Here is a 22,265-nt window from a genome sequence, read left to right as displayed (position 1 = left end):
GCAAGCCATCCCGGCTGCTGACTCTGCCAAGGAAATACCATGAACAAATTAGTCGCTGCCCTCATCGCCGGTCTGTTTGCCACTTCCGTTTTTGCACAAGCTCCTGCCCCGGTCGCTGCACCTGCCACACCGGCAGTCGTCAAGGCTGAAGCAAAAGCCTCCAGCGCAAACACCAAATCGGTTACCGCCGAAGCCAAGACCGATGTCAAAGCAGACGCCTCCGTTGACAAGGCCGTCACCAAGGCCGAAGCCAAGAAAGCCAAGGCCCATGCGAAATCTGCCAAAGCTAAAGCCGAAGCAAAACATGATGTCGCCAGTGCCGCTCCAGCAGACAAGACCAAGGCAGAAGCCAAGGCCGATATGACCACTGCGAAGGCCGATGTCAAGGCAGAAAAAACCGGCATCAAGGCTGACGAAAAAGCCGACAAGGTCAAAGTCGAAGCTGGTGCAGACAAGACGAAAGCCAAGTCAGAAACCGCCACGGTCAAAGCCGAAGGCAAGGCTGACGTGAAAGCAGCAACCGTCAAATAATCAGTCGGCACCACAACAAATAAGGCAGGTACTACCTGTCTTGTTTGTTGGCCGAAACTGAAAAATCCGTTTCTTCGATGTCGTTACAACCGCTCACAAAGCAAGACAAAACCGCGTCAACGACGAGCACTGACTGCCGTCATTGACTGCACTGCAAGCCATCCCGGCTACTGACTCTACCAAGGAAATATCATGAACAAATTAATCGCTGCCCTCATCGCCGGTCTGTTCGCTACCTCAGTTTTTGCACAAGCTCCTGCCCCGGTCGCCGCTCCTGCCACACCAGCCGTCGTCAAGGCTGAAGCCAACGCCAGCAAGGCCGACACCAAAGCCGTTACCGCAGAAGCCAAGACCGATGTCAAAGCAAATGCCTCCGTCGACAAGGCCGTGACCAAGGCCGAAGCCAAGAAAGCCAAGGCCCATGCGAAATCTGCCAAAGCTAAAGCCGAAGCAAAACATGATGTCGCCAGCGCAGCTCCGGCCGACAAGACCAAGGCAGAAGCCAAGGCCGATATGACCACCGCAAAGTCCGATGTCAAAGCAGAAAAAACCAGCATCAACGCTGACGAAAAAGCCAACAACGTCAAAGTCGAAGCCAGCGCAGACAAGATGAAAGCCAAGGCAGAAACCGCCGCAGTGAAAGCCGAAGGCAAGGCTGACGTGAAAGCAGCAACGGTTAAATAATCAGCCGGTCGCACAATAAAAAATGCCGTTCAGTTTAAAACTGAACGGCATTTTTCATGCGTGCTTCAATGTGGTCAAGCCGCGTATCGAGTAACCGGAATACTTCTGCAATCAGTGCTTCGCGGTAGTGCGTGGCGCGTTCATGAGATGAGCTTATGGGAGCTCGGGTATGAAAAATTTACTCGGCCGGAAACAGTGGCAACACATATTCGGCCAACTCGGCCAGTGCTTCATGGGCCGGCCTGCGCAGCGGCTTCAGGTTGAGCGCAACGTGGCTGACACCTTGCTGCTGCTGCTCGTGAAACAATTCAATGAGCGCATTACGGCCAGCCCGAACACCGTTGCCCATGATGCGCAGCGGCTCATGCGGGTCTTCGGACAGGTCGAACATGGTGCCGTAGCCATACGGCTTGATCCATTGATCCTGATGACTGGCACGCCACAGTTCGATCAACTGCGGCAGGCGTTTGAAATCACTGAGATGCCAGATCCATCCGTCACTGTGCGTGGCGATCCACTCCATGTCTTGCCGGGCACGCCCGACGACAATCATCGGCAAGCGCTTTCCGACCGGTTTGGGGATCAGGTCAATGGCACCATCGAGCGTCCCGTAATGCGTTGTTTTCGCGCCAGGAAAGTCTTGTTCGGTGACCACTTTGATGAGACTGAAGGCCTCGCGATAGCGTTCGCTCCGGTTTTCGTAGTTGGCATTGAAAGCCGGATACTCGATCGCACGGTCGCCGGTGGACAGGCCAAGCAGGAAGCGACCGCCCAGCAACTGGTCGACTGACACGGCTTGTTTGGCGACGATGAGTGGCTCCCTCAGTGTCGCTATGATCCCGGCCGTGCCAAGTGCAATCCGGCGTGTGTGCGCGGCCAGGAAGCCCAGGTAGACCATCGGATCGAGCATCTGCCCGGTGTCGCCGAAGCTGGGATCGTAGAACGGAACATCGCGCAGCCACAAGGCAGAAAATCCCGCCTCGTCCGCCATCCGCGCCAGCCGTTGATGATTTTCCAATGTCGGAAAGGGCGAGTCAGGATAGCCTTCCAGAGGCATGATGAAGCCAAATGTCAGTCGACCTGGCCTGAATACCCGCTGGTATCCAGGATGACTGACGAGCTCTGCGGGTATCGGTCCTATCGATGGTTGAAGCATCAGGAAAACTCCTTATGAGCGAGCAGGCGAAGCGGACGGGACCTTGTTCGCAGGACCGGATGACGCCGTCGTCGGTGCCAATTTTGAGACCAGCGCTGCGGCCAGCGCAGCCAGCACCGCGATGGCAGCCGATACAAAGCCGACACTGCCTGTCCCCCAGGCTGCAATACTGAGTCCGCCGAGTACTGCACCGAGCGCGATCCCGCCGTTGGCAGCAGAGACATTGATCGTGCCTGCCAGTGCCTGCGCCTTCGAAGCCGCTTTCATGACGCGGATCTGGCAAATAGGATAAAGGGCCGTATTGGCGATGCCCCATGTACCCAGAGCAATAGCAAACCAGATACTGTTCCCGGCCAGCGCCATTGATGCAGCCATACCGACGGCCAGCAGCACGCTGAAAATGGCAGTGGTGGCGAGCGGCTTTTTATCGACCCACAGACCACCGAGCCAGTTACCAAACAACCCTACGGCACCAAAACCCATCAGCCACCAGCCAACCTGTGCCGAAGCGATGCCAGCGGACTTTTCCAGCATCTCGGCCAGATACGTGTAGCCGGTGAACATGGCGGTAAAGACCAGTATTGACAGCCCGACGTTGGCCAGAAAAAATGGACTTTTGAGAATCTTTGCCTGATCAGCCATGCTCGCAGGTTGTGAGGAGCGCACCGTCGGCATGCTCAGGAACATCAGGACAGCGATTACCAGCGACAACCCCGCCAGCAAGGCAAAGGCTCCGCGCCAACCGATGGCATCCGACGCCAGCGTACCTAGCGGAATGCCGAACAGCATCGCCGCAGAGATGCCCAGATAAACCCTGGACACCGCACTGCCAGCTTTGCCTGGACCGGCGATTTGCGATGCCGTTTCGCTCGCCGTGCCCCAGAACACGGGCAGTGCAAGCGCCGGCAGCAGACGCGCGATGGCCAGCACCCAGACATTCGGTGCGACAGCCGCCAAGGCATTGGAGAACGCAAACAACACGAGGATCGCAATGAACAAGCGCTTGCGCTCGATGTTGGCCAGCGCGGCAGTCAGGAACGGCCCGCACACCATCACCACAATGGCGAACAAGGTAACGAACTGGCCCGCCGTGGTGACAGAGATGCCAAGGTCACGTGCGAGAGCAGGCAGCAGTCCGATGATCAGGAACTCGGTGGTAACGATAACGAATGCCGCCACGGCGAGGATGGCAATTGATGCCGTACTTCCTGTTGTGGAAGCAGGAGCCAACTGAGGCTCGGAATTCGGGATTTTGACATTAGACATTGCAGTTCACTCTAAAAAAGACAGAGTTCATCATATATAGGAATTAAATTCTTGTTGCGGATATAAATTCTTTGATACTGTAGAAATAATTTCCACTTAAAACTTGACCATGACACCCGCAGAACGTCTGAAAGGCCTTGAAACATTCGTTGCCGTCGTAGAAGCAGGCAGCTTCACGGCTGCCGCCGATCGTCTCAATTTGACTAAGTCGGCAGTGGGAAAGGCAATTGCCCGGCTCGAGTCCCGATTGAAGAAACCGCTATTCGAACGGACCACACGCAAACTGGAGATGACCGACGCCGGCGAGGAGTTCTACAAGGTCTGCGCACGGGTGCTTGATGAGGTGGAGGCGGCGGAACGGATACTGTCCGGTGAAGAAAGTATTCCTTCCGGACGACTGAGAGTGGATTTACCGGCGACCTTCGGTCGAATACAAGCGTCTGCATCCGTCTTGACCTTTGCCGAAAAATACCCGCAAGTCATCCCCCACGTATCGTTTACCGACCGGTTTGTCGACGTCGTAGAAGATGGCCTGGACGTCGTGGTGAGAATCGGCGGGGATGACACGTGGCCGGCAACTGTCGGCTACAAGTGCCTGGGATATGAAGAACTGATTTTTTGCGCCTCGCCAGGCTACCTCTCGGCGCACGGACAGCCCCGCGACGTCAATGATCTGCTGAATCACGACATCATTCTTTATGGGAAAGCAGATGGGAGTTCCAGCCCCTTGTTAATCAAAGAGGAGCAAAAGCCATTGGCGCGACAACAGGTCAGCGGCCGGATTGTGCTTGCCCAGGCCGAGGCGCAAGTCGCCGCCGTAGAAAGAGGTTTGGGGATTGCCCAACTCGCTACCTGGCTCGTCGGGCAACAAATCCAGGACGGACGCCTGGTCAAGATATTGCCCCAGCTTGCGACGCAGGGACTGCCGCTACATATTGTCTGGCAGCGCAGTCGCGAACACGCGCCCAAAGTGCAGGCGCTGATCTCGCATTTCGAAGCATCGCTTAACATCCGGCCCATTACTGCCACTGAGGGTGTTTCGAACCCTGTGTGACCGGCGGTTAAATTAACGGCTTCGCATGCGTTCGCTGGTACGAAAAATCTATTTCTTCATTGCCGGCGCATGCATGGCTTTCAGGTCGACCAGTCCATCCTTGTTCTTCGGCATCGCATCGAACATTTTTTCGTGATGCTTCATGAATTCCTCTTTGGAAATCATGCCATCGCCGTTGGTATCCATTTCCATCATCATCGCCATATGCTTGCCGTCTTTTTCCTTGTGCATCATCGGCTTGGCGCCATCTTCAGACATCGGTGCTGATGGCGCTGCCGTGTGGCTGGCAGCGAACGTAGCGGAGGAAATACACAGCAGTGCGCCGGCAATCAGTGAAGTCGTCAAGTTTTTCATCGCGGATCCTTTATCTGGGAAATTTAAAAATGAAGCTAAATACGAGTAACCATCCTAACCCACGATAGCGAAAGACGTACGTGCGTCAGCACCCATGACCGTGTCCAAGCTGACTCACAATTTAATCGCACGCAAGGCATCATTCACCGTGGGATAACGCAGGCGCACGCCAAGTTCCTGCTTCAGTCGCCGGTTGCTCAACTGGCGCGACTCCGACATGAATGACAGCAGCATCGGCGAGACCAGTTCGCGTAATTCGACACGCGGCAGGCGCGGCGGTCGCGGCAGGCCGAAGGCATCGGCAACGGTATCGAAATACTCGCCCATCTTCATCGCCGAATCATCGACCGTGTGCACGACCCGGTTTGGCTGCAAGCGGAACAACGCGGTCACGATGATCCGCGCCAGATCATCGGCATGGATGTGGTTGGTGTAGACGTCATCCGCAGCAATCAGTGCCGGCGTGCCTTTGCGCAAACGCTCCAGCGGCAAGCGGTCGGCACCATAAATTCCGGGCACGCGCAGGATGCCGAGCCGGCCATGTGCACGCCGGGCCCAGGTGCGCAAAACCTGCTCGGCATCGACCCGTCGCTTCGCGCGCGCGTTGACCGGATTGACCGGCCGGGTTTCATCAATGAGCGTGCCCGCGCAATCTCCATACACGCCGCTGGTGCTGACATAAACGACAGTGGCTGCGTCAGGTAAAATGGCGCACAAGTTGCGTGTGCGCCGGTCGGTCGTGCCTTCGCTTTGTGGTGGTGCCAAGTGGACCACGTAGGGTGCCAGTCGCGCCAGACGCGCAAGACTGGGTCGCTCGTCGAGGTTGGCGACGATCGGTACGGCACCGGCGGCACGCAGTTCGGCAACGCGGCCAGGCTGACTGGTCACGGCGACAATCCGGAAGCGTTCGCGTAGCAGTGGCAACAAGCGCATCCCGACATCGCCACATCCGATGATCAGCAAACGCGGCAGGCCAATTTTTTTTGTAGTCAGACTTTTATTCATGTTCAGGATTGTATGACTTTCCAGATTACCGTCGCTCCTAGCGGGCACCAGTTCAGCTGTGCTGCCGATGAAACCGTCCTGGCAGCGGCAATCCGCGCCGGCGTCGGCCTGCCATATGGCTGCAAAAATGGCGCCTGCGGCAGCTGCAAAGGTAAAGTCCTCAGTGGTGCCGTCACCCATGGAACGCATCAGGCCAGAGCCCTGTCGGTGGACGAAGAAGAAGCCGGTGGCGCGCTGTTTTGCTGCGCCATGCCCCACGGCGATCTGCACATCGAAGTGCGCGAAGTGGCCGGCATCGGCGATTTTCCGATCAAGAAATTACCATCCCGCGTTGCAAAACTCGAACGCCTGACCGACGACGTCATGCTGCTGGCCCTGCAATTGCCGGCCAGCGAACGGTTGCAATATCGTGCCGGTCAGTACATCGAATTCCTGCTCAAGGATGGCAAACGCCGCAGCTACAGCATGGCCAACGCACCGCATCTCGACGAACAGATCACGCTGCATGTCCGCCATACACCCGGTGGCCTGTTCACCGACCATGTGTTCAACACGATGAAAGAGCGCGACATCCTGCGCTTTGAAGGCCCGCACGGCACCTTCTTTTTGCGTGATGAATCCGCCAAGCCGATGGTACTGGTTGCCTCCGGCACCGGCTTTGCGCCGATCAAGGCCATCATCGAACAAGCCATCGAAAAAAACAGCGGCCGGTCGATGACCTTGTACTGGGGCGGTCGTCGCCCGCACGATTTGTACATGAACGCCCTGTGTGAAGAATGGGCCCGCAACGTGCCCGGTTTCACTTACGTACCGGTGGTATCGAATGCCATGCCCGAAGACCACTGGCAGGGCCGGACCGACTTTGTCCATCGCGCCGTAATGGACGACTTTCCCGATCTGAGCGCGTATCAGGTGTATGCCTGTGGCGTCCCGGTCATGGTCGATGCCGCGCAACGCGAGTTCGTGGAGCACTGCCATTTGCCCGCAGAAGAGTTCTTTGCCGATGCCTTCACCAGCGAAGCCGATATCGCCGCCAATCCAACGGTTCCCGGATGAGTTGAAAAACGCTTTGACGCCCCGTGCCAAACGCCCTACCATCGGGTCATGAACCTCACCAGACAACACGCGCGACGCCCATCCCGACTGCCTCAGTCCGGGAAGCCGCACGGGTGATCGTTCACTGATCCCGATGCCACAGGCTGATCCTGTGGCTTTTTTTTCGCCTGATTTTTCTTTGCCCTTACCTTTTTGCGGAGTCGCTGAAAATGGAATTCAACCAATACGAAACCAATGCGCTGATGTTCATTACGAACCGTCCCCATATTGTCTTTACCGAAGGCAGCGGGATGTGGCTCACCGACAGTACCGGCAAGCGCTATCTCGATTACCTGCAGGGCTGGGCGGTCAACTGCCTTGGACATGCACCGCAATGCATCAGCGATGCGCTGCTCGCGCAATCGAAAAAGGTAATCAACCCGTCACCGGCCTTCTTCAACGAGCCATCGATTGCACTGGCTGCACGGCTGACCGCAAACTCGTGTTTTGACCGGGTCTTTTTTGCCAGTAGCGGTGCCGAAGCCAATGAAGGAGCGATCAAGCTGGCGCGCAAATACGGCAAGAAATTCAAGAATGCCGCGGGCGAAAATCGCTACGAAATCATTACCTTCGACCACAGCTTCCATGGCCGTACCCTGGCCACGATGTCGGCCAGTGGCAAGCCGGGCTGGGACACGATGTACGCGCCGCAGGTACCGGGCTTTCCGAAAGCCGACCTCAATGACATCACCAGCGTCGAACGCCTGATCACCGACACCACCATTGGCGTGATGCTCGAACCGGTCCAGGGCGAAGGCGGCGTCATTCCGGCCACACGCGAATTCATGCAGGCCTTGCGGGCCCTGACCAAAGAGCGCGGCATTCTGCTGATGGTCGATGAAGTCCAGAGCGGCATGGGCCGCACCGGCGAATTGTTCGGCTATCAGTTGTCGGGCATCGAGCCGGACATCATGACGCTGGGCAAAGGCATTGGTGGCGGCGTGCCATTGGCCGCCCTGCTGTGCCGCGAAGAAATCGCCTGCTTTGAACCGGGCGACCAGGGCGGCACCTACAACGGCAATCCGCTGATGGCGGCCGTCGGCGTGGCCGTGATCGATGCGCTACTGGCACCAGATTTCCTGCCAACGGTGCGTGAACGCGGTGCCTATTTGCAGCAAGGCTTGCTGGCCCTGTGCGCCGAACACGGCTTGCAGGGCGAACGTGGCGAAGGCTTGCTGCGTGCGCTGATGCTGGGCAAGGATATCGGTCCGCAACTGGTCGAAGCGGCACGTAACCTCGAACCGCTCGGTCTGCTGCTGAACTCGCCACGCCCCGACCTGTTGCGCTTCATGCCGGCACTCAACGTCACGCATGCCGAGATCGACCAGATGCTGGCGATGCTTTCAAAAGTGATGCGCGACCTCGGTCACTAAGCATGTACGTGCCGCAGCACTTCCGCGAGGACGATCCGGCGCTGCTGCTTGAAGTGATGCAGCGCTATCCGTTCGCCACGCTGGTCTCGAACGTGGACGGCAAACTGTTTGCCACCCACGTGCCGGTGCTGGCGCGGCAGGTCGATGGCGCAGTACGGATCGATGGTCACGTCGCGCGCGCCAATCCGCACTGGCAGGCGCTGCAGGCCGACCCCGCTGCGCTGGTGATTTTTCAGGGACCGCACACGTATATTTCACCGACGCGGTATGTCGGCAAGAATCGCGTGCCGACCTGGAATTACATTGCGGTCCATGCCAGCGGCACCGCACTCATCGAACACGACGTCGACGCCAAGCTGGCCTTGCTGGCCAGCCTGGTGGAGCAGAACGAACCGGGCTACCACGCCCAGTTCGACCAGCTCGATACCGGCTTGCGCGAGGGTCTGCTCAAGGCGATCGTTGGCTTCACGATTCGGGTCGACCAGCTCGAAGGCAAGTTCAAGCTGGGCCAGCACCGGTTAGCCGAAGACCAGCCCGACATGCAAGCCTGGCACGAAGCCGGTGGTGAAAACGAACGCGCCATCGCGCAGTGGATGCAGCGTCTCGGCCACTGGGCATGACGCGCTAGCGGCCTGCTACCTTGCTGCCATCGTGCACCCGGTCATCCGGATGCACGATCACCTGTTCGCCAGCCTGCAGTCCGGACAGCACTTGCGCCTGCAAGCCATTGCGCTGGCCGATGTCGATGACTCGCCGGACGGCTTTGCCTTTATCAACGACAAACACTGCCCAGCGTTCACCGTCCCGAAACAGGGCACTGGCAGGAATCTGCAGCACGTCGGCCGACTCCCACACGATGAAGCTGGCTTCGACCCGATAGCCGTCGCCCAACCGCTGCCATTGCGATGGTGCCGAATCGAATCCGACGATCACCCAGACGCGCTGCTCTTCAACGCCCAGCGCCGAGACCTTGGTAAAGCCGACCGGTTCGATCCGGCGCACGCGGCCAGCCAGCTCGCCGTCGCCGCCCCAATGCTCGAACACCACACGCATGCCGGGATGCAGTCGCACCGCATCAGCCGACAGCACATCGACCTCGACCTCCAGCGCGCGCGGGTCGCCAATCTCGATGACCGGCTGGCCGGCGGCTACCGTGCCTTCGCTCTTGCGTGCAATTTTCAGCACGCGACCGTCCACCGGCGCGCGCAGCACCACCGGCTCGGCGCTACCACTGCTGGCGGCGTACTTCAGTGCAGTGCGGGCGATCTCCAGCTCATGCCGCGCCGTGGCGACCGCAAAGTTGGCCGATTGCAGCTCGGCAGCACTGCGCGTGGCATCGCTGGTGGCGCGCTCTTCGGCAGCTTGCGAGGTATAGCCGGCTAATCGCAAGGTACGCGCCCGCGCGAGTTCGTTGCTGGCCAGGCTGGCGCTGCTGGCTGCGGCACTGGCGCGCTGTTCGGCCGCACCGACCGTGCTGCGCGCCGCCGCGATGCGCGCTTCGGCTTCGGCACGGCGGCGTTCATCGATGACTTCGGCCCGCACCGGCTCGAGCTCGACCAGCGTAGCGCCACGCGCGATGGGATCGCCAATCTCCAGCGCGATGCGTCGTGCATAGCCGTTCACCGGTGCGGCCACGACATACCGGTCGACCACCCGCGTGCGGCCTTCCTGCTCGATGCGCACGCGCAGCGGCGCACGCTGCACCGTACCAAGATCGACCTCGATGGCACGCGGGCGAAAGCCGAAGAACAACCCGGCGGCGAGCAGCAGCACCAGCAAGACCAGCATAATGCGGCGGCGCGCCGAAGCCGAAACCGGTGGCAGCGGTGGCCGCAGTGGCAGTGGCAGCGCCATCACCGCCCCTCCTTCAGCACGCCGATCAGGTCCAGCTGGTCGAGCCGCCGGCGCACCGCCAGCCCGGACAGGCATGCCGCCACCAGCACCACCGTCGCCGCAAACGCATACGTCTGGGGCATCAGTACGACCGGCACACGAAACAGGTCGTTCTGCATCGAATGTGCGATGTAATGACACATGCCGATGCCCAGCCACAAGCCCAGCGGAATCGCCAGCAGCACCAGTAAGCCGAGTTCGCCGAGCAGGATGGTGGCGATCTCGCCTCGGGTAAAACCCAGCACGCGCAGGCTGGCGAGTTCGCGGCCGCGCTCGGTCAGCGCGATGCGGGCGCTGTTGTCGATCACGCCGAACGCGATGATGACCGCAAAGACGGTCGCGACATAGGTGAAGAACAGCATGGTGGTCTGCATCACGCGGTTGAAGTTGCGGATTTCCTGCGCCCGTTCGGTGACACCAGCGATGCGCGGCATCGTCTTGAAGCGCTCGTAGAGCACCGGCAGGCGGGCGCTGTCGATGGCCAGCCAGGCACCGGAAATGGTCGGGCCTTCGTGCAGGAAGCGGTTCAAGGCCACCAGGTTCATCGTCACCGAGACCCCCATGTACTCGCGTATCAATCCCGAGACGACCAGCTCGCGCACTTGCTGGTGTCCTTCCAGCACGGCCACCTCGAGCCGGTCGCCAACCCGCACGCCGAGCATCCCGGCCAAAAAATCCGTCAGCAGCACGCCGTCGTCAGGCAACGCCACCGGTCGCAGGTCGGCATCGAGCAGGCGCTGCAGGTCACCATCCGGCGCAATGCCGCGAATAACGCTGCGGTAGCTGGAGCGGCCGTGCCGCAGCAATACCGGCAAGGTCCGGAATACCTCGACATGCGTGATGCCCGGCAGTTCGAGCAAATCAAAGCGTGCCCGGTAAGCGGTCGGTTCCGTGAACACCAGTGACAGGTCTTCGCGCTGGGCCATACCGAACTGCACATGCAGCAGATGGCCGACGGTGTCGCGCTGGAACAGCCCGGTCAGGATGATTCCGCAGGCCATTGCAATGCCCAGCAGCGTCAGCCCGGACTTGACTGCGCGTCGCTGCAACTGGCGCAGGATCATCCGGGCCGGTTGCGACAGCCAGCGTTGCAGACCGAACTGTTCGGGCCAGCTGACCCGGTAGCGGGGCGGTGTCTCGGCTCGCATCGCCTGTGCCGGTCGCATCTTCGCAGCGCGCCAGACTGCCAGCACCGCACCGGCACCCGCTGCCAGCATGCTGGTCAGCGCCGCCTGCACGACCACGACGGGAGGCAGCCGGAACAGCAGGTACGGAAAGTGATAAAACGCTCCGTAAATCCCGGACAAGCCCTGCCCAAGCCAGGTGCCCAGCGCACTGCCTGCGACAATGCCCAGCCCGACAATCGCGGCTACCAGTTTCAGGTAATGCCCAAGCACGGTCAGATTGGTGTAGCCGAAGGCTTTCAGGGTTGCGATCTGCTGGCGCTGCATCACCACCAGCCGGCCGATGACAACATGCAGCAAGAAGGCAGCGATGCCCATGAACAGCGCCGGAAACAGGCTGGCCAGCGTACCCAGTTGCGTCAGCTCCTGATTCAGGAAACGATGCGAGCGCTGGTCCTTGCGCGCGATCGCACCGAGCCCGCCATAGGGTTTGAGCAGCTGATCGACCTGATCGATGACCGTCTGCGCGCTGGCCCGTGCATGCAGGGTCAGAACCACATCATTGAACGCGCCCTGCAAGTCGAGCGCCTGCCCCAGTGCGCGCCGGTGCATCCACAGCACGCCGAAACGCTGGTCATCCGGGAAAGCCGAACCGGGCCGCAACTGCTGTATGAATTCCGGAGACAACGCGGTGCCGACAAGGGTCAGTGTCTGGTGCCGGCCATTGAGGATCGCGCCGAAGCGCTCGCCCGGTTGCAGCCGGTGAGCCAGTGCAAACGGCTTGCTGCGGCAGACGACCGGAGCGCAAGTGCAGCGCATTCAGGCCGGTGCTACCGCGCTCGGATACCGACACCACCTGCGCGGTCACCGGCTCGGCAAAACCGGGCAGATCGAGTCGCACCATCGCCATCACACGGGTCTCGACCTGATCAACGCCGGGGATCTCATGCAGGCGCAGGCGCAATGATTCGGGCGCACGCTTGAGGCTGGCGAAGACCTCGGCAAAGCGGTAGTCGCGGTAGTAGCGCTGCTGCGTGGAGCGCAATGCATCGAGCGTCGACAGGAACATGATGAAAGTCCCGACACCGCACATGACCACCAGCGCAATGGCCAGCGCCTGGCTTTTCATTTGCCACAGGTCGCGCCAGAGCTTGCGATCGAGCGCGCTCACCAGTGCAGCTCCGAGGCGGCTTTTTTGTGCGCGTTGCAGTCGATCCGCAGTACCCGTCCGTCACCAAAAACCACGACCCGGTCTGCCATTGCCGCAATCACCGCATTGTGGGTGATTACTACCGTGCTCGTGCCAAGATCACGATTGACCTGGGCCAGCGCCTCGAGCACCAGCACGCCGGTCTGCGCATCAAGCGCACCAGTCGGTTCGTCGCACAGCAGCACTTGCGGGCGCTTCGCCACGGCCCGTGCAATGGCCACGCGCTGCTGTTCGCCACCCGACAGTTGCGCCGGGAAATGGTCCAGCCGCTGGCCCAGCCCGACCAGGTCGAGCGCCTGTTCGGGCGTCATCGGATCGGTGGCGATCTCGGTGACCAGCGCGACATTTTCGCGCGCAGTCAGGCTAGGGATCAGGTTATAGAACTGGAAGACAAAGCCGACGTGATGACGTCGGTACTGCGTCATCACGGCGTCGTCGGCCAGCTGCAACGTCGCGCCAGCGTAGCGCACGGTGCCACTGCTGGGCACGTCAAGCCCGCCCAGGATATTGAGCAATGTCGACTTGCCGCTGCCGGATGCGCCCAGCAGGACGACGAATTCGCCGGCCGGCAAATCGAGGTCGACGCCGCGCAGCGCGTGCACTTGCACGTCGCCCATTTGATAGACCTTGGTCAGGCCACGGGCTTCGAAGATCAGCGCTGCCGGGCATGCAGCGGCAGCGGCAATGGTCGGTGAAGAGGTCATCGTCAACGGTCTCTGGTCTGACTGGACTTTCCTGACTATGCCCGCTACGGCTCGGCTGCGTGACCCGATACCGCCAGTACTGTGCGCTGGATCAACTGACCTTCAGCGCGGCAAGCACAATAATTGCTTGGAAGAATTGAAGGTTAAAAAAACAAACAGGGAAACTGCCATGAACAACACACTTGCCATCGATACCTTCCTGCCCTACATGCGCGACGTGATCCGCTGCGAACAGTCGTTGCACGAACTCAATCTGATGTGGCGCATGATCGAATCGTCCGCCAAGATGAACTGTCCGGTCGAAGCGCGCACCATCCTGCCAACGATGGCGTCGACCCGGGCCGGGTTCAACCAGCTGGAGCAGGAGCTGGTGCAAAGCCTGGTACGCGAAAAAGTCGCCAACGTGCTGGCCGAGATCGGCACCAAGGCGCATTACGTGATCGACATCGTGGTGCGCAATCTGTACGAACGCACCGCCGATGTCGGCTTCCTGGCAACCGATCACGAATTGTGTGCATTCGTCGCCGGCCTGGACGGCGACCAGCAAAGCATTACTGCACGACTGCGCGCCTATCGCAGCAAGTACACCGTGTATGACGAAATCCTGCTGCTCGACCCGCAGGGCAACGTGCTGGCCCAGATCGATCCGCAGTCGCCACTGACGCATTGCAACGACGCGCTGATTGCCCGCACGCTGGCCAGTGACAGCTGGGTGGAAAGCTTCGGCGCATCGGACTTGCGACCGGGCAAACGCAAGGCGCTGATCTATTCGCGCCGCATGCACCATCCCGACACCGGTGCCATCGTCGGCCTGCTCTGCCTGTGCTTTCATTTCGAGCAGGAGATGGCCGGCATCTTTCACTCCCATCGCGATCCGGCCGGGCGCGCCATCCTGCTGCTGCTCGATGGCGAGAACCGGGTCATCGAAAGTGGCGATCCGTTATGGATTGCGCTGGGTGCCATCGTGCCGGTCAATCGCGATGGCGACACCACGCTGCGCCTGTTTGGCGGCCGCGCCTACCTGGTGCGCACGCTCGTCACCGAAGGCTACCAGAGCTATCCGGGACCACGCGGCTGGCAGGGTCAAGTGATGATGCCGGTCGATGTCGCTTTCAACAGCAATGACCACGCCACCCGCAGCGCTCTCGATCCGGCGCTGGCTGATGGCTTGCTGTCGCAGGCCCATACCTTTTGCCCGCCGCTGTTCCAGATCATCAGTGCGGCCAGCACGATCCGGCGCGTGGTCTGGAATGGCCAGGTCATGACCGCGGGCGAGAACGACGAGGCGCGCAAGCTCAAGTCGGTACTCGAACAAATCAGTGAAACCGGCGCGCGCAGCGATGCGCTGTTTGCCACCTCGATCGGCGAACTCTACGACACGGTGCTGGCCTCCAAATTGCGCCATGCCGAATTCACCGCGCACCTGCTGGTCGACCTGCTGGACCGCAATCTGTACGAGCGCTCGGATGACTGCCGCTGGTGGGCGCTGACACCGGAACTGCGCAGCGCGCTGGCCGGAGACAATGCCGACACCACCGCGCTCAACACGCTGCTCAATTACATCAACACCCTCTACACGGTCTACACCCGGCTGGTGGTCTACGACGCCAATGGCGTCATCGTTGCCGCGAGCAATGAAGACCTCGGCGCGCCGTCGGTCTGCGGCAACTGCATCGATGCCGCGACCCTGGCTGCAGTATGTGCGTTGCGCTCGGAACAGGCATTCCATGTCACGCCGTTCGATCCTGCACCGTTGTACGGCGACGTGCCGACCTACGTCTATCACGCCGCCATCCGCGATCCGCACAATGCGGCCCGCATCGTCGGCGGCATCGGCATCGTGTTTGATGCGGGACCGGAATTTTCAGCGATGCTGCACGGTGCGCTCGACAGCGATGCATCAATGAGTGCGCTGTTTATTGACCGGCAAGGCCGCATCATTGCCAGCACCGACCCGACGCGTCCGGTCGGCAGCCTGCTCGATCTCGACCCGGCACTGCGGCAACTGCCCAATGGCAGCAGCAGCTCGCGCATCGTGATCCATGACGGTCACTACGCCGTACTCGGCGTGACGGTATCGAACGGCTATCGCGAATTCAAGGTGTCTGATGGCTATTGCGAAGATGTCCTGGCGATCGTCTACGCGCAGCTCGGCGCAGTCAGTGCACGCAACCACGCCGGTCATCGCGCCACGCTGCGCATTGACAGCGATCCGACCCGCACCGGCGGCCAGGAATTCGCCACCTTCTTTGTCGACGATGCCTTGCTGGCGCTGGCCGCCGGCAACGTGCTCGAAGCGTTGCCGGCCAGCGCGGTCAAGCCGGTCTCGCTGGGCGGTCGTACCGACCGGGTCGGCGTGGTGATCTTGCAGCGCGATGGTGAAATCGACCGCTATGTCTGGGTCTTTGATCTGTCGTACCTGTTCAGTGGCGTACCGTCCACACAGAACAGCGCCAATCAGGTTGTCATTGTCGAGCTCGGGGGCCAGGTCATCGGCCTGCTGGTCGGTGAACTGCACGCGGTCGCGCAATTCGATGCGGCGCAGATCACCACCGCACCATTTGTCACGCAGCACAGCGGCCGGATGGTGTGCAACCTGATCAAGGCCAATGCAGGTCGCTTGCTGATCCAGGTGCTCGATATCGATTTTCTGTTTGGCTTGTTGCTGCCGGAGCAGCCCACCATGGAAACACTGGCTGCATGAAAAAGCCCGCCGGCGCACTGCGCTGGCGGGCTTGATGCAACACGCGGAGCGCGATTATTTCTTCGGAATATACAAGTCCGTAATCGTCCCCAGCGCCATTTCGGCAGCGAACATCGGTGTCTCCGACAAGGTCGGATGCGCGTGGATGGTCAGCGCGATATCTTCGAGATCAGCGCCCATTTCCATCGCCAGCACCAGCTCGGCCAGCAATTCGCCGGCATTGACGCCGACAATACCGGCACCAATCAAGCGCTTGGTCGACGGATCCCACAACAGCTTGGTCGACCCTTCGTCACGGCCCACCGCCAGCGCACGACCACTGGCCGCCCACGGGAAATTGACTTTTTCAAACGGGATGTTTTGCGCCTTGGCTTCATTTTCGGTGACGCCCATCCACGCGATTTCGGGGTCGGTGTACGCCACCGACGGAATGGTCATCGCATCGAACTGGACCTTGTGACCACCGATGACTTCGGCGGCAACCTTGGCTTCGTTGGTGGCCTTGTGGGCCAGCATCGGATCGCCGCAAATGTCGCCGATCGCAAAGATGTTGGCGACGTTGGTGCGCTGCTGCTTGTCGACCGGGATGAAGCCGCGCTCGTTGACCACCACGCCGGCCTTGTCGGCACCGACTTCACGGCCATTCGGACGGCGACCAACTGCCATCAGGACCATGTCGAACAGTTGCGGTTCTTTCGGTGCGTTGTCGCCTTCAAAAGTGGCCAGCAAGCCGTCGACACGCGCTTCGAGCTTGGTGACTTTGGTTTTCAGGTAGATCGCGTCGTAGCGTTTCTCGATGCGCTTGTGCAGCGGACGCACCATGTCGCGGTCGGCCGCCGGAATCAGGCCGTCGGCAAATTCGACGACGGTGATCTTGCTGCCCAGCGCGTCATACACGCAGGCCATTTCGAGGCCGATGATGCCGCCGCCGATGACCAGCATCTTCTTCGGAATCTGACGCAGTTCGAGCGCGCCGGTCGAGTCGATGACGCGTGGATCATCGTACGGAAAGCCCGGGATTTTCGAGACCGCCGAACCGGCCGCGATGATCGCATTCTTGAACGCGATGACCTTGCTGCCGTCTTTGGTTTCGACGGTGACGGTATTGGCCGAACTGAATACGCCCTTGCCTTCGACGACCTGTACCTTGCGCGCCTTGGACAAGCTGGTCAATCCGCCGGTGAGCTTCTTGATGATGCCGTCTTTCCAGCTGCGCAACGCGTCGAGGTCGATTTCCGGCGACGACATCTTGATACCGAAGTGCGACATCTCTTCGGCTTCGGTGATGACTTTTGCCGCATGCAGCAGGGCTTTCGACGGGATGCAACCGACGTTCAGACAGACTCCGCCCAAGGTCGCGTAACGTTCGATCAGCACGACTTTCTGGCCGAGGTCGGCGGCACGGAACGCGGCGGTGTAGCCGCCGGGACCGGCGCCGAGAACCAGCGTGTCGCATTCGATGTCGGCCTTGCCGTCGAAGCCAGCGGCGACAGGTGCAGCAACAGCGGGTGCAGCAGCAGGTGCAGCAGCAGGCGTTGCCGATGCAGTTGCCGCTGCGGGCGCTGCCGCAGGTGCAGGTGCGGCCGCCTCCGCCGATTCCAGCATCAGCATCAGTGATCCCATCGCGACCTTGTCGCCGACCTTGATCTTCAGTTCCTTGATGACGCCGGCATGGCTCGATGGAATCTCCATGCTGGCCTTGTCGGATTCGACCGTGATCAGCGACTGGTCGACCTTGACGGTATCGCCCACCTTGACCAGCAGTTCGATGATTTCCACTTCCTTGAAGTCGCCGATGTCGGGGACTTTCACTTCAATCAGACTCATTCATGTCTCCAGGTTCGTCACCCGCGCAGGCGCGGGCTGGGTTGCATTCGTGGCGTGCCGCTTTACAGCAACGTGACGCGCAAATCGACCAGTGCCTCGGACAGATACACCGAGAAGCGCGCACCCATCGCACCATCGACGACGCGATGGTCGTACGACAGCGACATGCCCATCATCAGGCGCGGCTGGAATTGCTTGCCATCCCAGACCGGCTTGATCGAGGCTTTCGACAAACCGAGGATGGCCACTTCCGGTGCGTTGATGATCGGCGTGAACATCGTCCCGCCAATCCCGCCCAGAGACGAAATCGTGAACGTCGCGCCTTGCATGTCGCCGCCCTTGAGCTTGCCGTCACGCGCTTGCGCCGACAGCTCGCCCATTTCAGTAGCGATTTGTGCGATGCCTTTTTTGTCGACATCCTTGATCACCGGGACCATCAGGCCGTTCGGTGTGTCGGCGGCAAAACCGATGTTGTAGTACTGCTTGAGGATCAGGTTTTCACCGGTCGCATCGAGCGATGAATTGAAAGCCGGGAATTTTTTCAGCGCAGCGACGCTGGCCTTGATGACAAACGCCAGCATCGTCAGCTTGACGCCGGACTTGGCCAGCGCCGTATTGGACGATTTACGGAAGTCTTCGAGGTCAGTGACGTCAGCTTCATCGAATTGCGTGACATGCGGAATCATCACCCAGTTGCGATGCAGGTTAGGGCCGCTGAGCTTCTTGATGCGTGACAGCGGTTGCACTTCGATCGCGCCGAACTTGGTGAAGTCCAGCGATGGCCATGGCAACAGGTCCATGCCGGCACCGGAACCATTGCGTGGCACCGACGAGGCAGCGACCGCGCCACCACCGGCCAGTGCGGCCTTGACGAAGCTCTGCACGTCTTCGTGCAGGATGCGGCCTTTCGGACCGGTCCCGCCGACCTTGACCAGATCGACGCCGAGTTCGCGGGCGAATTTACGGATCGATGGCGAGGCGTGGGCTGGCTTGCCGCTGGCTGCTGGTGCCGCTGCTGGTGCCGCTGCTGGTGCCGGTGCTGGTGCTGGTGCTGGTGCCGGTGCTGGTGCCGGTGCAGGAGCTGCCTCGATTTTCGCTTCAGTTTTTTCCGGTGCCGGCGCTGGCGCTGGTGCCTCGACGGCAGCAGGCTTTGCTTCTGCCGCTGCTGGCTCGGCCGCTGCGTCGGACGCTTCAAGGGTCAGCAACGGCGAACCCATCGCAACCTTGTCGCCGACCTTGACCTTGATTTCCTTGATCACGCCAGCACCGCTGGACGGGATTTCCATGCTGGCCTTGTCCGACTCGACCGTGATCAGTGACTGGTCGACCTTGATCGTGTCGCCCACTTTGACCAGCAGTTCGATGATTTCGACTTCCTTGAAATCGCCGATATCCGGGACTTTGATTTCACTCACACTCATGACGTTGCTCCGTATTTTTTATCAGCAGCGACCGCGCATGGTCATGCGCGGTCGCTGCGGTAAGGATGGGGTTCGATGAATTACTGGGTAACCGGATTCGGTTTTTCCGGATTGATCCCGTATTTCACAATCGCCTGCTCGACGATGGCCTGTTCGATGGCACCTTCATCGGCCAGCGATTTGAGTGCGGCAACGGTCACGTAATAGCGATTGACCTCGAAAAATTCACGCAGCTTGGCACGCGAATCCGAACGACCGAAACCATCGGTACCCAGCACCTTGTAGCTGCGACCCTTCGGAACGAACGCCCGCACCTGTTCGGCAAACGTGCGCATGTAATCGGTGGCGACAACAACCGGTCCCCTGGTCTCTTGCAAGCATTGCGTGATATGCGCAGCGCGCTCCGGCTCGGTCGGATGCAGCATGTTCCAGCGCTCGACATCCTGGCCATCGCGGGCCAGCAAGGTCAGCGATGGCGCCGACCAGACATCGGCACCAATGCCCCAGTCATCCTGCAGCAAATCGACTGCCGCAATGACTTCGCGCAGGATGGTGCCGGAGCCCATCAGTTGCACGCGCAGCTTGGTGTCGGCCTTGCCTTCCTGAAGCAGATACAAGCCTTTCAGGATGCCGGCTTCCTGACCTTCCTTGATACCCGGATGGCTGTAATTTTCATTCATCAGGGTGATGTAATAGAACACATCTTCCTGCTGTTCGATCATGCGCTTGAGACCGTCGTGCAGGATGACGGCGACTTCATGCGCGAAGGTCGGGTCATACGGCAGGCAGTTCGGGATCGTCGAGGCCAGTACATGGCTGTGACCATCTTCGTGCTGCAAGCCTTCGCCATTCAACGTGGTCCGTCCGGCGGTACCGCCCATCAGGAAACCGCGTGAACGCATGTCGCCAGCAGCCCAGGCCAGGTCACCGACGCGCTGCAGACCGAACATCGAATAGAAGGTATAGAACGGCACCATGATGCGGTTGTTGGTCGAATACGAGGTGGCCGCAGCAATCCACGAACTCATTGCACCAGCTTCGTTGATACCCTCTTGCAGGATCTGGCCAGCCTTGTCTTCGCGGTAGTAGCTGACCTGATCCTTGTCGACCGGCTCATACAACTGACCTTGCTGGTTGAAGATGCCGATCTGGCGGAACAAGCCTTCCATGCCGAACGTGCGCGCCTCATCGACCAGAATCGGTACCACGCGCGGACCCAGCGCTGCGTCGCGCAGCAGGATCGAGATCACCCGAACATACGCTTGTGTGGTCGAAATTTCGCGCCCTTCGGCAGTCGGATCGAGCACCGCCTTGAACACCGACAGCTCCGGCACTTTCAGGGTCTCGTCGGCATGCATGCGACGTTGTGGCAGATAGCCGCCGAGGGCCTGGCGGCGCTCGTGCAGATACTTCATTTCCGGCGCATCGTCGGACGGTTTGAAGAACGGCACGTCGGCCAGTTCGTCATCCGCAATCGGGATCGCGAAGCGGTCGCGCATTTCGCGGATGGATTCATCGTCGAGCTTCTTGGTCTGGTGCGCGGTGTTGCGCGCCTCGCCGGATTTGCCCATGCCGAAACCCTTGACGGTCTTGACCAGCAAGACGGTCGGCTGACCCTTGGCTTCCTGGGCGATCTTGAACGCCGCGTAAATCTTGTGCGGATCGTGACCGCCACGGGTCAGGCGCCAGATATCGTCGTCGGTCATGTTGGCGACCATCTCGAGTAATTTCGGATGCTTGCCAAAGAAATTCTTGCGCACGTACGCGCCGTCCTTGGCCTTGTAATTCTGGTACTCGCCGTCGACGGTTTCCATCATCACGCGCTGCAGGATGCCTTCCTTGTCCTTGGCCAGCAGTTCATCCCAGCCCGGACCCCAGATGACCTTGACGACATTCCAGCCTGCACCACGGAAATCGGCTTCGAGTTCCTGGATGATCTTGCCGTTACCGCGCACCGGACCATCGAGGCGCTGCAGGTTGCAGTTGACCACCATGACGAGGTTGTCGAGCATCTCGCGGCCGGCCATGCCGATCGCGCCCATCGATTCCGGCTCGTCCATTTCGCCATCGCCGCAAAAGACCCAGACCTTGCGGTTGTCGGTCTTGGCGATTTCGCGCGCATGCAGGTACTTGAGGAAGCGCGCCTGATAAATCGCCATCAGCGGGCCAAGGCCCATCGAGACGGTCGGGAACTGCCAGAACTCCGGCATCAGTTTCGGATGCGGATACGACGACAAACCCTTGCCATCGACTTCGCGACGGAAGTTCAGCATCTGTTCTTCGGTCAAGCGGCCTTCGAGGAACGCACGGGCATAAATGCCGGGCGAGGAGTGACCCTGAATGTAGAGCAGGTCGCCGCCGTGCTCTTCGGTCGGTGCGTGCCAGAAGTGGTTGAAGCCGATGCCGAGCATGTTGGCCAGCGAAGCAAAACTGGAAATGTGGCCGCCGAGGTCGCCATCGGCACGGTTGGTCTTGACCACCATCGCCATCGCATTCCAGCGCATCCACGAGCGCAGGCGCTCTTCAAATTCGAGATTGCCGGGACAGTGGGCACCGAGATCGTTCGGGATCGTGTTGACGTAAGCGGTATTGCTGGAAAACGGGATATGAGCACCGCGGCGGCGGGCCAGGTCGACCATGCGCTCCATCAGGTAGTGCGCGCGTTCGGGGCCTTCGTTTTCAATCACGGCTTCGAGGGCATCGAGCCACTCTTGCGTTTCGATGACATCGGGATCGGTGGCGGCTTGCGCCAGGACTTGATCGAGCTGAGCTGACATGCATTGTCTCCTGGTTTTTTTACCTGCATCGAACGGGCGTCGACGCCAAGCATTCTGCAACAAATCGGGTAGTGCGCGCATTTGTTC

At 60.2% G+C, this 22,265-nt stretch carries 18 protein-coding genes; 7 read left to right on the top strand and 11 right to left on the bottom strand.

All coding sequences use genetic code 11. From position 1 onward, the window contains the following. The first annotated feature begins 39 nt into the window (after nucleotides 1-39). Nucleotides 40-531 (top strand): hypothetical protein, encoded by a 492-nt coding sequence (locus tag QN370_RS11665; RefSeq protein ID WP_322126533.1) that lies wholly within the window; start codon nucleotides 40-42, stop codon nucleotides 529-531. A 192-nt stretch (nucleotides 532-723) separates the two neighbouring features. After that, a complete protein-coding gene (locus QN370_RS11660) occupies nucleotides 724-1,215 on the top strand; it encodes a hypothetical protein (protein WP_322126532.1) in 492 nt (163 codons plus the stop codon). A gap of 178 nt (nucleotides 1,216-1,393) precedes the next feature. Here QN370_RS11660 and QN370_RS11655 read toward each other — a convergent pair whose 3' ends face one another. Together QN370_RS11655 and QN370_RS11650 are read right to left on the bottom strand one after the other, a co-directional pair. After that, nucleotides 1,394-2,371, bottom strand: coding sequence for an LLM class oxidoreductase (locus QN370_RS11655; protein WP_322126531.1), 978 nt, complete (start codon nucleotides 2,369-2,371; stop codon nucleotides 1,394-1,396). 12 nt (nucleotides 2,372-2,383) lie between these two features. Further along, nucleotides 2,384-3,637, bottom strand: coding sequence for an MFS transporter (locus QN370_RS11650; RefSeq protein ID WP_322126530.1), 1,254 nt, complete (start codon nucleotides 3,635-3,637; stop codon nucleotides 2,384-2,386). Nucleotides 3,638-3,746: 109 nt separating this feature from the next. Between QN370_RS11650 and QN370_RS11645 the strand changes: the two genes are divergently transcribed. Next, on the top strand, nucleotides 3,747-4,691 hold the full coding sequence (locus QN370_RS11645; protein ID WP_322126529.1) for a LysR family transcriptional regulator: 945 nt from the start codon (nucleotides 3,747-3,749) through the stop codon (nucleotides 4,689-4,691). A 48-nt stretch (nucleotides 4,692-4,739) separates the two neighbouring features. Here the strand turns inward: QN370_RS11645 and QN370_RS11640 are convergent, their stop codons facing one another. Together QN370_RS11640 and QN370_RS11635 are read right to left on the bottom strand one after the other, a co-directional pair. Continuing rightward, on the bottom strand, nucleotides 4,740-5,045 hold the full coding sequence (locus tag QN370_RS11640) for an EF-hand domain-containing protein (protein WP_322126528.1): 306 nt from the start codon (nucleotides 5,043-5,045) through the stop codon (nucleotides 4,740-4,742). A 114-nt stretch (nucleotides 5,046-5,159) separates the two neighbouring features. Continuing rightward, nucleotides 5,160-6,050 (bottom strand): SDR family oxidoreductase, encoded by an 891-nt coding sequence (locus QN370_RS11635; protein WP_322126527.1) that lies wholly within the window; start codon nucleotides 6,048-6,050, stop codon nucleotides 5,160-5,162. A gap of 12 nt (nucleotides 6,051-6,062) precedes the next feature. Here QN370_RS11635 and QN370_RS11630 point away from each other — a divergent pair, with 12 nt between their 5' ends. From QN370_RS11630 to QN370_RS11620, 3 genes are all read left to right on the top strand, one after another. After that, complete coding sequence (locus QN370_RS11630; RefSeq protein ID WP_322126526.1) at nucleotides 6,063-7,106, top strand: CDP-6-deoxy-delta-3,4-glucoseen reductase; 1,044 nt, start codon at nucleotides 6,063-6,065, stop codon at nucleotides 7,104-7,106. A 209-nt stretch (nucleotides 7,107-7,315) separates the two neighbouring features. Further along, on the top strand, nucleotides 7,316-8,518 hold the full coding sequence (locus QN370_RS11625) for an acetylornithine transaminase (RefSeq protein WP_322126525.1): 1,203 nt from the start codon (nucleotides 7,316-7,318) through the stop codon (nucleotides 8,516-8,518). Between the two features lie 8 nt (nucleotides 8,519-8,526). Beyond that, entirely contained in the window at nucleotides 8,527-9,138 is a 612-nt protein-coding gene (locus tag QN370_RS11620; protein ID WP_322126524.1) for an FMN-binding negative transcriptional regulator, read from the top strand. Nucleotides 9,139-9,142: 4 nt separating this feature from the next. Here QN370_RS11620 and QN370_RS11615 read toward each other — a convergent pair whose 3' ends face one another. From QN370_RS11615 to QN370_RS11600, 4 genes are all read right to left on the bottom strand, one after another. Beyond that, nucleotides 9,143-10,372 carry an efflux RND transporter periplasmic adaptor subunit gene (locus tag QN370_RS11615; protein WP_322126523.1) on the bottom strand — a complete coding sequence of 410 codons (1,230 nt, stop codon included), beginning with the start codon at nucleotides 10,370-10,372 and terminating at the stop codon, nucleotides 9,143-9,145. Then, entirely contained in the window at nucleotides 10,372-11,913 is a 1,542-nt protein-coding gene (locus tag QN370_RS11610) for an ABC transporter permease (RefSeq protein ID WP_322127215.1), read from the bottom strand. The genes QN370_RS11615 and QN370_RS11610 overlap by 1 nt, the downstream gene beginning before the upstream one ends. A gap of 256 nt (nucleotides 11,914-12,169) precedes the next feature. Then, nucleotides 12,170-12,706, bottom strand: coding sequence for a hypothetical protein (locus QN370_RS11605; protein ID WP_322126522.1), 537 nt, complete (start codon nucleotides 12,704-12,706; stop codon nucleotides 12,170-12,172). Beyond that, entirely contained in the window at nucleotides 12,703-13,449 is a 747-nt protein-coding gene (locus QN370_RS11600; RefSeq protein ID WP_322126521.1) for an ABC transporter ATP-binding protein, read from the bottom strand. The genes QN370_RS11605 and QN370_RS11600 overlap by 4 nt, the downstream gene beginning before the upstream one ends. Before the next feature lie 169 nt (nucleotides 13,450-13,618). On the opposite strand from QN370_RS11600, the gene QN370_RS11595 reads away from it, so the two are divergent. Continuing rightward, entirely contained in the window at nucleotides 13,619-16,153 is a 2,535-nt protein-coding gene (locus tag QN370_RS11595; RefSeq protein WP_322126520.1) for a chemotaxis protein CheW, read from the top strand. A 54-nt stretch (nucleotides 16,154-16,207) separates the two neighbouring features. Here QN370_RS11595 and lpdA read toward each other — a convergent pair whose 3' ends face one another. The 3 genes from lpdA to aceE all read right to left on the bottom strand — a co-directional run bounded on the left by lpdA (nucleotide 16,208) and on the right by aceE (nucleotide 22,178). Continuing rightward, the gene (gene lpdA / locus QN370_RS11590; protein ID WP_322126519.1) at nucleotides 16,208-17,980 is read right to left on the bottom strand and encodes a dihydrolipoyl dehydrogenase; all 1,773 of its coding nucleotides are present in this window, start codon (nucleotides 17,978-17,980) and stop codon (nucleotides 16,208-16,210) included. A 62-nt stretch (nucleotides 17,981-18,042) separates the two neighbouring features. Further along, entirely contained in the window at nucleotides 18,043-19,401 is a 1,359-nt protein-coding gene (aceF, locus tag QN370_RS11585) for a dihydrolipoyllysine-residue acetyltransferase (RefSeq protein ID WP_322126518.1), read from the bottom strand. An 80-nt stretch (nucleotides 19,402-19,481) separates the two neighbouring features. After that, complete coding sequence (gene aceE / locus QN370_RS11580; protein WP_322126517.1) at nucleotides 19,482-22,178, bottom strand: pyruvate dehydrogenase (acetyl-transferring), homodimeric type; 2,697 nt, start codon at nucleotides 22,176-22,178, stop codon at nucleotides 19,482-19,484. Between the last annotated feature and the right edge of the window lie 87 nt (nucleotides 22,179-22,265).

It is taken from the genome of Actimicrobium sp. CCI2.3 (assembly GCF_035019065.1).
In the GTDB taxonomy this organism is placed as follows: Bacteria; Pseudomonadota; Gammaproteobacteria; order Burkholderiales; family Burkholderiaceae_D; genus Actimicrobium.
The sequence above is the reverse complement of the archived record's forward strand: the minus strand, read 5'-3'. Positions and strand labels throughout refer to the sequence as shown.